We start from the raw sequence: 10,635 nt of genomic DNA, 5'->3' as shown, positions 1-10,635 counted from the left end.
CGCGCCCGTCTTTCCACAGTCCGCGAGTTATCCACAGGCTCGAGCGACCGCCACACCCCCGACCGTCCCGTCGTGCGAGGATGCCCCTCATGGAGTTCGTCCTGGTGCTACTCGCCCTCGCCTTGGCCGTGGCGATCGCCTTCGGGATCGTCATTCTCGTGACGGGCAACGATCCCGGGTTGGTCCGCCTCGCCGACGGCGTTCCCAACGACCTGCCCAGCGACCGCCCATTGTCCGAATCGGACGTTTTGTCCACCACCTTCGACACGGGCGTGCGCGGTTACCGCACCTCGCAGGTCGACGACGCCCTGGCGCGGGTCGCCTACGACGTGGGTTTCAAGGACGAGCTGATCAAGGTGCTGGCCAGTGAGGTGACGGCGCTGCGGGACGGGCGCGCCGAGGAGGCCGACGCGCTGCGCGACGTGAGGCGCCGCGCGTTGGGCGAATCCGCGGAGACCGACGACAACGCCGAGGCCGAAACCGCTGCCGAGACCGACGACGACAAGGATGAGGAATGAACACCGCCGCCGTCACGGGCCCCGACGGCAAGGCCAGGTGCCCGTGGGGCGTCGAGCCCGAGATCTATCGCGAGTACCACGACCGCGAGTGGGGGCGGCCGTTGCGCGGGGATGACGCGTTGTTCGAGCGGGTCACCCTGGAGGCGTTTCAGTCGGGGTTGTCGTGGCTGACCATCCTGCGCAAGCGCGAGGCGTTTCGGGAGGCGTTTTCGGGGTTCGCGATCGCGAAGGTGGCGGAGTTCGGCGAGTCCGATGTGGAACGATTGCTGGGGGACGCGGGGATCATCCGCAATCGGGCCAAGATCCTGGCCTCGATCAACAACGCCCAGGTGGCGTCGGCCTTGGACGGCGGTCTGTCGGAGCTGTTGTGGTCGTTCGCGCCGACGGGGGGCCGCGCGCGTCCGAGGGCGCTCGACGCGATTCCCGCCGTGACGCCCGAGTCCACCGCGATGGCCAAGGAGCTGAAGCGGCGCGGGTTTCGGTTCGTCGGGCCGACCACGGCGTACGCGCTGATGCAGGCGACGGGCATGGTCGACGATCACCTGGAGGCGTGCCACGTGTCGCTGGGGCGGGACGCATGATGGGATGTCGGCATGAGCGATCCTGAGCCGATGCGGGAGTGGCAGGTGAGCGTGGCCCTGCCGATCGAGGCCGCGGGACGCGCCGAGGCGGTCGCGCAGTTTTGGGAGTACGTGCGCGCGTTGGGATCGCGGGAGTTGCCCGCGTTCGTGGCGCCGTACGGCAATGAGCTGGACATGCAGGCGTATGTGGGCGGGGCCGAGACGGATCTGGACCCCGAGGAGGACTGAGGGCGTCAAACAGTACGAGTGTACTGTTTGGGGATGGATCCCGAACTCGAACTGATCCGCCGCCAGGCCGAACACAAGCTGCCGCCCGCGACCTGGGACTTCCTGTCGGCCGGGGCGGGAACCGAGAGCACGATCCGCGACAACCAGGCGGCCTGGCAACGCTGGTGGCTGCGGCCCCGAGTGCTGCGCGACATGAGCCGGGTCGACACCCGCGCCGAGGTGCTGGGCGGCGAGGTGGCCGCGCCGATCCTGCTGGCGCCCGTGGGCAGGCAGCGCGCCTTCCACCCCGACGGCGAGGAGGCCAGCGCCGCGGCGGCGGCCGCCGCCGACACCGTGTACTGCCTGGCCACCAGCGCCACCACCGACCTGCACGCTCTGGCGGGTCGGCCGGGGCGGCGCTGGTTGCAGCTGTACGTCAGCGAGGACCGCGAACTGACCCGCCAGGTGGTGGCCAACGCCGCGGCGGGCGGATACGAACGCGTCGTGGTGACGCTCGATCGCCCCGTCGAGGCGACCCGCCCCCGCTCGCGGCGCCACCGCACGCTGGGCCCGCTGCCCGACGGTGCCGCCGTGACCACCCACCTCGGCGACGGCTCCACGCGCGAACACCGACCCGGGCGCTGGGACCGCGCGCTCACCTGGTCCGACCTGGACTGGCTGGCCGAGCTCGGGCTTCCCCTGACCGCCAAGGGAATCCTCAACGGCGAGGACGCCCTGCGGTGCCTCGACCACGGCGTCGACAGCGTGATCGTGTCCAATCACGGCGGTCGGCAGCTCGACGGCGCGGTCCCCACCGCGGTGGCGCTCACCGAGGTGATCGACGCCGTGGACGGCCGCGCTCCCGTGCTCGTGGACGGCGGCATCCGCACCGGCGGGCAGGCGTTTCGCGCCCTGGCGCTCGGCGTCCGGGCGGTCCTGATCGGACGCCCGTACGTGTGGGGCCTGGCCGCCGACGGCGAGCGGGGAGTCGGCCGCGTCCTGGACACCCTGATCGCCGAGCTGCGCGAGACCATGACGCTGTCGGGCTGCGCCGCCATCGCCGACATCACCGCCGAGCGCGTCCGCGACCGCGGCGGCGCCTGTGGATAACCTGTGGAGGCGGCTCAGCGTCCCTCGAAGCTCGGCTTCTGCTTGTTGACGAACGCCTCCACCGCCGCGCGGTGGTCGGCGGTCGCGCCGCTGGCGGCCTGGGCGTCGGCCTCGCAGTCGAGGGCGTCGGCGAAGGTGCCGCCCACCCGCAGCTGTCGCTTAATCTGTCCATACGCGACGGTCGGCCCGGACGCCAGCCGGGCCGCCAGCTCGGCCGCGCGCTTCGCCACCTCCTCGTCGGTCTCGACCAGCTCGGTGAGCAGCCCCAGCTCGGACGCCTCCGCCGCGCGCACCGTCCGGTTCAGCATCAGCAGCTCGGCCGCCCGCGCCCGCCCCACCAGGCGCGGCAGCAGGTAGCTGGCTCCGGTGTCGGCGGCCAGCCCGATGCCCGCGAACGCCATCGAGAAGCTGGTGGACGGCCCGCCGACGCGGAAGTCCGCCAGGAACGCCAGCGACGCGCCCGCCCCGGCGGCCACGCCCCGCACCGCCGCCACCACCGGCTTGTCCAGGTCGAACAGCACCCGCGCCAGCGGGTTGTAGTGCTCCCGCACGGTCTTCAGCGGCGCTTCGGTCTGGAGATTGCGGACGTGTTCGCGCAGGTCCTGCCCGACGCAAAACGCCCGCTCTCCCGCCCCGGCCAGCAGCACGGCGCGGCAGTCGGGGTCGCCGCCGGCGCGCGACAGCGCCTCGCGCAGCCCCACCTTGGTCGGCACGTCCAGGGCGTTGAGCGCGTCGGGACGGTTGATCGTCACGGTCGTGACTCCGTCCGAAGTGGAAGACAGTACGGGGTCGGACATGGCTACCTCATTTCGCATCGAGACAGGAATCGACAAAGCGGTCGGCGGCCGGGCGCAGCCGGGCGGCGTGGGTGTCGAAGAAGGCCGCCGCGGCGTCGCCCTCCCAGTCGGGCGGGCGCAGCGCCTCGGGCAGCTGCGGGTCGGAGAACAGGAAGACCCGGAACTCGTGCACCAGCCGAAAGCGCGCCGCGTAGGCGGAGCTGTCGTCGGTGCCCGCGGCCGCCACCACCGGCTCCAGTTCGGACACGAACGCACGGTACCGCTTGGACAGCGCGTCGAGGTCCCAGGCCCGGCGCACCAGCGCCACGGTGTCGCCGCGGTGCGCCGCGCCGAAGCGCTCAAAGTCCACGCCGGACTCGGCGAACGCGCCGTCCAGCTCGTTGGCGGGCCACGGCGAGATCCAGCAGCCGGGCGCCAGGGGCGCGTAGCCCCAGAAGCGCAGGGCCGCGGTGAGCTGGGAGCGGGTGCGGCGCTGCGTGGGCGGCGCGAACAGCACCATGTCGAGCTCGCCGTGCCAGGCGCGGTCGGCGGTGCGGTAGATCCGGGTGGCCGAGTCCTCCATCCGGCGGGCCCCCCGGGCGGTGAGCGCGTAGCCCCGTCCGTCGGTCGGCGACAGCCAACCCTGACGGACCATTCGCGACACCGCCGTGCGCACCGCGGGCGCCGCGATCCCCAGCGGCTCCAGCAAGGCGACCAGCGCCGAAATCGGTGCCCGGCCGCCGCGTCGCCGCAGATGATCCCCGTAGACATCGAAGAGTGCCGATCGCGCGTGCATAAGCGAGAATCCTTCACGCTCGGCGGTGTGGGCGGTGCGGCCGCGGCTGTGAAACCAGGTGCGAGTGTGACAAGAACACGACAAAAATTCAAGTCTGCGTCACACACACCCCGGCCCGGTTTGGAATTAGGCGACCTCATCAGGGAAGATTGTTCGTCGAACGTTTTTGGCGCAAGCTTGAACGATCAACGTAATGTCCCACCCAGTAGCGCCGCGGTACCGCGGCATCGAGTCGAGGGGAGTCAACACATGGCGGCCATGAAGCCGCGGACGGGCGACGGTCCGCTGGAGGTCACCAAGGAGGGCCGCGGCATCGTCATGCGGGTCCCGCTCGAAGGCGGCGGCCGGCTGGTGGTCGAGATGACCCCGGATGAAGCCGAGACACTGTCTCAAGAGCTGAAGAATCTGAACGGCTTAGCGCGCGGACACGCGTCTCCAACAAATCCCTCAATCGGCTCCGGCGGCTGGCGGGCGTTCCGTCGGCGGCCGGAGCCCTTTCGTGGTGTCCGTGCCTGGCGTGCGCCCAGAATCCGAGCGCGCGGGACGGTCCCCGGCCCGATGTGACTACCATCGAAGCCTGTGGATCGGCCCCGGAATTTGGGTTGGGCTTGACCGGGCCGATTAGCTTGCGGACGCGACGAGGACGCCGTACCAGCGGCGGGAAGAGGACCACATCATGTCGGACGGCGTGACGCCGGGCTCCGGACAGCCGCAGTGGAACACGCCGGGGACGCCCCAGCAGCCACCGGCCCCGCAACCACCCACCACACCCTCTCCCGCGCCGGCCCCCGCACCCACCGGTCAGTACCCGACGGTTCCCACCGGGCAGCATCCGACCGCGGCGCAACACAACCCCTCGGCGTGGTGGGCGCACAACGCCCCCAACGACCCGTGGCGCAACCCGCAGTCCCCGGCGGTCGTGCAGCACACGCCCGCGCCGCACCTGCCGCCGCTGGAGCAGGCGCCGTTCGGCGCGCCGCCCCGCCGCCGGGGCGGGACCAGCATCGGCGTCACCATCCTGATCGCGGTGCTGTGCTCGCTGCTGGCGGGCACCCTGGGCACCCTGGTGACGCTGTCGGCGCTGAAGAACTCCGGCGCCACCATCTCCGGCGACGACGAGGGCCCGCACGGCGACTACCAGGCGATGGTCAACAAGGTGCTGCCCAGCGTCGTCACCATCTGGATCGAGACCTCCGACGGCGGCGGCAACGGCTCCGGCTGGGTGTACTCAAAGGACGGATACATCGTCACCAACCACCACGTGGCCGCGCTGGCCGAGAGCGATTCCAGCGCCAAGATGACGGTCCAGTTCAACGACGGCACGACCGCCAAGGCCACCACCGTCGGCTCCGGCAAGGCCACCGACATCGCGGTCATCAAGGTGGACAAGAAGGACCTGCCCCCGCTGACCCCGGTGCAGGACTCCGACAAGGTGCAGGTGGGCGACCCGGTGGTGGCCATCGGCACGCCGCTGGGCCTGTCGAACACCGTCACCGAGGGCATCGTCAGCTCCCTGGACCGCCCGGTGGTGGCGGGCGAGAGCAAGGACGACGCCACCATCACCGCCGCCATCCAGACCGACGCGGCCATCAACCCGGGCAACTCGGGCGGGCCGCTGGTCAACACCGCGGGCAAGGTGATCGGCGTCAACGCCTCCATCTATCCGTTCACCAACGACAAGGGTGAGGCCGGCAACATCGGCCTGGGCTTCGCGATCCCGGGCAACCAGGCGGTGCGGGTCGCCAAGGAGATCATCGACAACGGCAAGCCCACCCGCCCGGTGCTGGGCGCCGAGCTGAACACCGACACCACCTCCACCATCGTGGAAACCGGTGGCGCCAAGGTGAAGTCGGTGTCCGACAGCACCCCCGCGTCCAAGGCGGGCATCAAAGAGGGTGACACCATCGTCAAGTTCGGCAAGACGGTCATCACCGACGGCGTCCAGCTGGAGGGCCTGGTGCTCAAGCACGCCCCCGGCGACGACGTGTCGATCACCTACGAGCACGACGGCACCGCGTCACAGGCCAATATCACTCTGGGCTCCGAGGAGGACAAGTAGCCCGATCGGGCGTAGTGTTGCCGCGTCGATGACCCAAGACAAGGAGCCCTCAGGATGCTGGACAATCTCGGCGGCATGGAGATCGTGGTCCTGATGCTGGTGGCATTGTTCGTCATCGGCCCCGAGCGGCTTCCCAAGGTCCTGCAGGGCCTGGGCCGCGGCGTCCGCAAGGTCCGTCAGATGGCCCGCAACGCCACCGAGGACATCAGCCGCGAGACCGGCACCGACATCGACATCAACGACCTCAACCCCAAGGCGTTCATCCGCAAGCACGTCCTCAGCGAGGAGGACGAGGAGCTGCTGACGAACCCGATCAGGTCGGCTCTCGACGACGTCAAGCAGCACACCAAGCCGCTGCGCGACGAACTCGACGAGACCGCCGCGGCGATCCGGTCCAACGGCTCCTCGTCGTCACGCGACGACACGGACGATGATGACGACGAGCCCGCCAAGCCCGCCGCCCGCAAGCACTCCTACGACCTCGACGCGACTTAAGAGCTCCTGAATCATTGACTGTCCGGTTCGGAACCGCGAGGCGGCGATTGGCGGCGTTGTCGGCACTGCCGCATACAACACCGGTATGCGACAGCACCTCCGCCTTGCCACTCATCCACCTCGCGGCCCCTCACTGATCGAACGCCAACAATTCAGGAACTCTTAACGCTTGGGGGACAGGCCGAGCGGCTTGCCCGCCAGGCTCTCGGTGCGGACACTGAGCCGTTCGGCGATGTCGTTCAGGGCGCGCGCGGCCGCCGATTCCTTGTCGCGCAACACGAAGGGGACTCCCTCGTCGCCCGCCTCCCGCAGCGCCTGGTCCAGCGGGACCTGGCCCAGCAGCGGCACCGCGGTGCCCATGCGGGTGGACAGGGCCTGGGCGACCTGCTCGCCGCCGCCCGAACCGAACAGCTCCATGCGGTTGCCGTCGGGGGTTTCCAGCCACGACATGTTCTCCACGACCCCGGCGACCCGCTGGTGGGTCTGCACCGCGATCGCCCCGGCGCGCTCGGCGACCTCGGCGGCGGCGGCCTGCGGGGTGGTGACGACCAGCAGCTCGGCGACGGGAAGCAGCTGCGCCACCGAGATGGCGATGTCGCCGGTGCCCGGCGGCAGGTCGAGCAGCAGCACGTCGAGCTCGCCCCAGTAGACGTCGGCGAGGAACTGTTGCAGCGCCCGGTGCAGCATCGGGCCGCGCCACACCACCGCGGCGTTGCCCTTGGTGAACATGCCGATCGAGATGAGCTTCACGCCGTGCGACTGCGGCGGCATGATCATGTCCTCGACGGGGGTGGGGCGCGCGTCGGCGGCGCCCAGCATGCGCGGCACCGAGTGGCCGTAGATGTCGGCGTCCACCACGCCCACCGACAGCCCCTTGGCCGCCAGGGCCGCGGCCAGGTTCACGGTCACGCTGGACTTGCCGACCCCGCCCTTGCCCGAGGCCACGGCGAAGACGCGGGTGCGGGAGCCGGGCTGGCTGAACGGGATCACGGGCTCGTCGCCACCGCCGCCGCGCAGCCGGGTCTGCAGCTCCTTGCGCTGGTCGTCGGTCATGGCGCCGAACTCCAGCGACACCGATTCCACGCCCGCCACGGCGCGCACGGCCGTGTTGATGTCGGTGCGCAGCTTGTCCTTCAGCGGGCATCCGGCGATGGTCAACAGGATGCGCAGTGCCACGTGCGAGCCGTCGACGGTGATGTCGTCGACCATGCCCAGGTCGGTGATGGGTCGCCGGATCTCCGGGTCCTCCACGCCGCTCAACGCGGTGTGAATGTCCTGCTCAATGGTGGTAGCGGGGGCTGACATGTCTTCATCGTACGTCCCGGCCGTTACCGCGCCGCCGACGCGCGGGCGTCGGCGATGCGCACGTCACTCGCCGTCGGGGGAGGAGGGGCCGTCGCGGTGGTTGTCGGCGCCCGAGGTGGAGTCGTCGGCGCCGCCGGAGTCCGAGGTGGACTTGTCCTGGCTCGACGGGCGGTCGGAGGGCTTGTCCGACGGGGTGCCGGACGGCGAGTCGGAGCGCTCCCGCGACGTGCCGTCGGAGGTGTCCGAGCTCGGGTCGCCGTCGGTGCCGTCCCGCGAGGAATCGTGCTCCACACTGGACGACTGTGGCGGCTGGCCGCGGTAGTACGCGCTGGGGTCGGAGCCGGTCAGCCAGCCGATCGCGCTGAGCGCGGCGATGCTCAGTGCGAATACCAGCACGCTGCTGATGGCCAGCACCTTCCAGTTCCTGCGCCACCAGGCGCCGAGGCCGCTCGGCGCGGCGGTGTCGTCGGCGGCGGCGTCGATCACCGAGGTCGGCGCGCACTCGGCGGGCGGCTCGGCGTCGCGCTGCTGCGCGGGGATCACGGCGGTGGCGTCGGGCGGCGGAACGGGCGCCGCGGCACGCGGGGTGGCCCGGCGCAGCCTCGGCAGCGGCGTGGCGGAGTCGTTGGCGGCCTTGACGACCTTTTGGAACTGCTCCTTGGTGCGGTGCATCGACTTCAGGTACAGCACGGTGCCCACCGAGGAGATCACGCTGAACACCGCGACGCCGGTGACGGTGCCGTAGATGCCCAGGGCGTTGGCGACCATCGCGGCGGTGGTGGAGGCCCCGGTGGCGGCGACGATCTGCAGGGTGTTGATCTTCCCGCCGTCGTCCTTCTTGGACTGCCCCGGTGGCCCGTCTTGGCGCTCACCGGCCATTATGGATCCCCTCCGTCTCCCCCTTGCGAACTGGCCTCCCAGCCTGCCCGCGGCCCGGCCGCGCTGCCCAGGGTTTGTGCGGTGGCTCACCGCGACCGCGCGGTGACATAACCCGCCGCAACCGTGCGTCGAGCCCAAACGTCGCGGGTCGTAAGCTGGCGGGCGTGTCGTTGGTTCGCATAGGTACCCGGTCCTCACCCATGGCTTTGGCCCAGGCGGAACGGGTTTCCCGGTCCCTCAGGAAGCTGGACGCCGACCTGACCGTCGAGGTGGTCCCGCTGACCACCTCGGGCGACCGCTGGACGGGCCCCCTGTCGCAGCTGGGCGGCAAGGGCGCCTTCATCAAGGAGGTCGACGCGGCGCTGCTGGACGGCCGCTGCGACGTGTGCGTCCACTGTGTCAAGGACATCCCCGGCGACCGCGACCTGCCCGAGGGCACCGTCATCGCCGCCCACCTCGAGCGCGACGACGTCCGCGACGCGGTGGTCTCGCCGACCGGCGCCGCGCTGTCCGGCCTTCCCGACGGCGCCCGCGTCGGCACCTCGTCCCCGCGCCGCCTGGCGCAGCTCGCCCTCGAGTGGCCCACGCTGCGGCCGCTGCCGATCCGCGGCAACGCCAACACCCGCCTCGCCAAGCTCGACGCCGGCGACTTCGACGCCCTGCTGCTGGCCGTCGCGGGCCTGGAGCGCATCGGCCTCCAGGGCCGCATCAGCGAAATCCTCGACATCGACACCATGCTTCCCGCGGTCGGCGCGGGCACCCTGGCGCTCCAGATCCGCCACGACGACACCGCCACCGCCGACCTCGTCACCCGCCTGGACGACGCCGTCACCACCCGCCGCACCACGGCCGAGCGCACCATGCTGCGCGCGCTCCAGGGCCACTGCCATTCCCCGATCGCGGGCTACGCCACCGTCGAACCCGACGGACGACTCAGCCTGCACGGCCGCGTCATGGACCCCGACGGCTCCACCATCCTCGACGCCCGCGCCATCCACGCCGACGCCGAGGTCGTCGGCAGCAGCGTCGCCGACGACCTGCTGAGCCAGGGAGCCCGCAAACTCATCGACGCCCTCTGACCTTGTGCAGCCGGAACGGGCGGCGGGTGGCCCGGGCGGCGGTGCTGGGTTCGCGGACGGCCGCCAGCGAGGCGTCGGGTAGCTCCGCGCCCGCGGTCGGGGGAGTCGGCGAGGGCACCAGGCGGTAGACGGAGCATTCGGCGGCCCAGCGCGCCACGGTGTCGCCGGCTCCGGAGTTGAGGCGCTTGGCGGACAGCGCGGACGCCACCTCGTCCCAGCGGTCGTCGCCGGGGGTCACGTGGTCGATCGTCGCCTCGAAGGTCAGGATACGTCCATTGTGGTCTCCGCGAAGGGTGACCCGGCAGGCGTCGGCGGCCGACAGGCCGGGGTCGTGCTGTTCCCCGGGGCCGCACACCACCGCCAGGACGCCGTCGATGTTGAGGCACCACAGGGACTTCGCGGGCGAGTCGTCGGTCGCCACCCAGCACACCTGGGCCTTCTTGGCGGCCTCGGCGATCAGCGGGTGGACGGCGGCGTCGTCGGTCATGACTCTCCCAGGGGCGGGCGCGGCGGTTCGGAACTGTGGCTGTGGGCGTGGTAGATCTCGGCGGTCATGCCCGCGGGCCAGGAGCCGGGCTCCCAGCCGCCCTTGCGCAGCAGCTGCGCCACGAACTTCCCGGGCTCGTCGATCGACTCCCACACCGACGGCAGGAAGGTGGCGCGCCGCAGGTCCTGGCGCAGCGTCAGGCCGTCGACGCCGGGTCTCAGCGCGGCGCACAGGGAGTCCAGTCCGTCCACATCGAGGGGTTCGGGCTCGGACAGCAGCGACACCGAGATCCACAGCTCGGGCCACTCCGAGGCGTCCACAGGGGCCAGACGCGGGTCGACCA

At 71.1% G+C, this 10,635-nt stretch carries 13 protein-coding genes and 1 pseudogene; 8 read left to right on the top strand and 6 right to left on the bottom strand.

Annotation, left to right across the window (positions count from 1 at the left end):
- Positions 1-89: 89 nt before the first annotated feature.
- From VE172_RS07435 to VE172_RS07420, 4 genes are read left to right on the top strand one after another with little or no spacing between them, the layout of a single operon-like run.
- The gene (locus VE172_RS07435; protein WP_324799311.1) at positions 90-518 is read left to right on the top strand and encodes a DivIVA domain-containing protein; all 429 of its coding nucleotides are present in this window, start codon (positions 90-92) and stop codon (positions 516-518) included.
- Entirely contained in the window at positions 515-1,099 is a 585-nt protein-coding gene (locus VE172_RS07430) for a DNA-3-methyladenine glycosylase I (RefSeq protein WP_324799309.1), read from the top strand. Before VE172_RS07435 ends, VE172_RS07430 begins: the two co-directional genes overlap by 4 nt.
- Positions 1,100-1,111: 12 nt before the next feature.
- A complete protein-coding gene (locus tag VE172_RS07425; protein ID WP_324799306.1) occupies positions 1,112-1,327 on the top strand; it encodes a hypothetical protein in 216 nt (71 codons plus the stop codon).
- Between the two features lie 33 nt (positions 1,328-1,360).
- Positions 1,361-2,416 carry an alpha-hydroxy acid oxidase gene (locus VE172_RS07420; protein WP_324799303.1) on the top strand — a complete coding sequence of 352 codons (1,056 nt, stop codon included), beginning with the start codon at positions 1,361-1,363 and terminating at the stop codon, positions 2,414-2,416.
- Between the two features lie 14 nt (positions 2,417-2,430).
- Here VE172_RS07420 and VE172_RS07415 read toward each other — a convergent pair whose 3' ends face one another.
- A complete protein-coding gene (locus tag VE172_RS07415; protein WP_324799300.1) occupies positions 2,431-3,213 on the bottom strand; it encodes an enoyl-CoA hydratase-related protein in 783 nt (260 codons plus the stop codon).
- A gap of 7 nt (positions 3,214-3,220) precedes the next feature.
- Complete coding sequence (locus VE172_RS07410; protein ID WP_324799298.1) at positions 3,221-3,988, bottom strand: PaaX family transcriptional regulator; 768 nt, start codon at positions 3,986-3,988, stop codon at positions 3,221-3,223.
- Positions 3,989-4,237: 249 nt separating this feature from the next.
- Between VE172_RS07410 and VE172_RS07405 the strand changes: the two are divergent.
- The 3 genes and pseudogenes from VE172_RS07405 to VE172_RS07395 all read left to right on the top strand — a co-directional run.
- Positions 4,238-4,402, top strand: a pseudogene (locus VE172_RS07405) (DUF3117 domain-containing protein); the annotation flags it as partial.
- 262 nt (positions 4,403-4,664) lie between these two features.
- On the top strand, positions 4,665-6,047 hold the full coding sequence (locus VE172_RS07400; RefSeq protein WP_324799295.1) for a S1C family serine protease: 1,383 nt from the start codon (positions 4,665-4,667) through the stop codon (positions 6,045-6,047).
- Between the two features lie 54 nt (positions 6,048-6,101).
- Complete coding sequence (locus VE172_RS07395) at positions 6,102-6,542, top strand: twin-arginine translocase TatA/TatE family subunit (protein ID WP_324799293.1); 441 nt, start codon at positions 6,102-6,104, stop codon at positions 6,540-6,542.
- Positions 6,543-6,704: 162 nt separating this feature from the next.
- Here the strand turns inward: VE172_RS07395 and VE172_RS07390 are convergent, their stop codons facing one another.
- Together VE172_RS07390 and VE172_RS07385 are read right to left on the bottom strand one after the other, a co-directional pair.
- Positions 6,705-7,847, bottom strand: coding sequence for an Mrp/NBP35 family ATP-binding protein (locus VE172_RS07390; protein ID WP_324799290.1), 1,143 nt, complete (start codon positions 7,845-7,847; stop codon positions 6,705-6,707).
- 63 nt (positions 7,848-7,910) lie between these two features.
- Positions 7,911-8,726, bottom strand: coding sequence for a hypothetical protein (locus VE172_RS07385; protein ID WP_324799287.1), 816 nt, complete (start codon positions 8,724-8,726; stop codon positions 7,911-7,913).
- A gap of 155 nt (positions 8,727-8,881) precedes the next feature.
- On the opposite strand from VE172_RS07385, the gene hemC reads away from it, so the two are divergent.
- Positions 8,882-9,805: a hydroxymethylbilane synthase gene (hemC, locus tag VE172_RS07380; protein ID WP_349258291.1), complete on the top strand. Its 924-nt coding sequence runs from the start codon at positions 8,882-8,884 to the stop codon at positions 9,803-9,805.
- Here the strand turns inward: hemC and VE172_RS07375 are convergent.
- Positions 9,789-10,292 (bottom strand): hypothetical protein, encoded by a 504-nt coding sequence (locus VE172_RS07375; RefSeq protein ID WP_324799282.1) that lies wholly within the window; start codon positions 10,290-10,292, stop codon positions 9,789-9,791. The genes hemC and VE172_RS07375 overlap by 17 nt on opposite strands.
- The coding region (locus VE172_RS07370; RefSeq protein WP_324799280.1) for an AMMECR1 domain-containing protein at positions 10,289-10,635 on the bottom strand (347 nt) is incomplete at its 5' end. The genes VE172_RS07375 and VE172_RS07370, both read right to left, overlap by 4 nt.

The sequence above is a fragment of the Stackebrandtia sp. genome (assembly GCF_035643755.1).
Taxonomy (GTDB): Bacteria; Actinomycetota; Actinomycetes; order Mycobacteriales; family Micromonosporaceae; genus Stackebrandtia.
This window is presented reverse-complemented; position numbering and strand designations above follow the sequence as displayed.

Coding starts and splice junctions, on each gene's coding strand:
- VE172_RS07435 (WP_324799311.1), top strand. CDS start 90: ATGGAGTTCGTCCTGGTGCTACTCGCCCTCGCCTTGGCCGTGGCGATC.
- VE172_RS07430 (WP_324799309.1), top strand. CDS start 515: ATGAACACCGCCGCCGTCACGGGCCCCGACGGCAAGGCCAGGTGCCCG.
- VE172_RS07425 (WP_324799306.1), top strand. CDS start 1,112: ATGAGCGATCCTGAGCCGATGCGGGAGTGGCAGGTGAGCGTGGCCCTG.
- VE172_RS07420 (WP_324799303.1), top strand. CDS start 1,361: ATGGATCCCGAACTCGAACTGATCCGCCGCCAGGCCGAACACAAGCTG.
- VE172_RS07415 (WP_324799300.1), bottom strand. CDS start 3,213: ATGTCCGACCCCGTACTGTCTTCCACTTCGGACGGAGTCACGACCGTG.
- VE172_RS07410 (WP_324799298.1), bottom strand. CDS start 3,988: ATGCACGCGCGATCGGCACTCTTCGATGTCTACGGGGATCATCTGCGG.
- VE172_RS07400 (WP_324799295.1), top strand. CDS start 4,665: ATGTCGGACGGCGTGACGCCGGGCTCCGGACAGCCGCAGTGGAACACG.
- VE172_RS07395 (WP_324799293.1), top strand. CDS start 6,102: ATGCTGGACAATCTCGGCGGCATGGAGATCGTGGTCCTGATGCTGGTG.
- VE172_RS07390 (WP_324799290.1), bottom strand. CDS start 7,847: ATGTCAGCCCCCGCTACCACCATTGAGCAGGACATTCACACCGCGTTG.
- VE172_RS07385 (WP_324799287.1), bottom strand. CDS start 8,726: ATGGCCGGTGAGCGCCAAGACGGGCCACCGGGGCAGTCCAAGAAGGAC.
- VE172_RS07375 (WP_324799282.1), bottom strand. CDS start 10,292: ATGACCGACGACGCCGCCGTCCACCCGCTGATCGCCGAGGCCGCCAAG.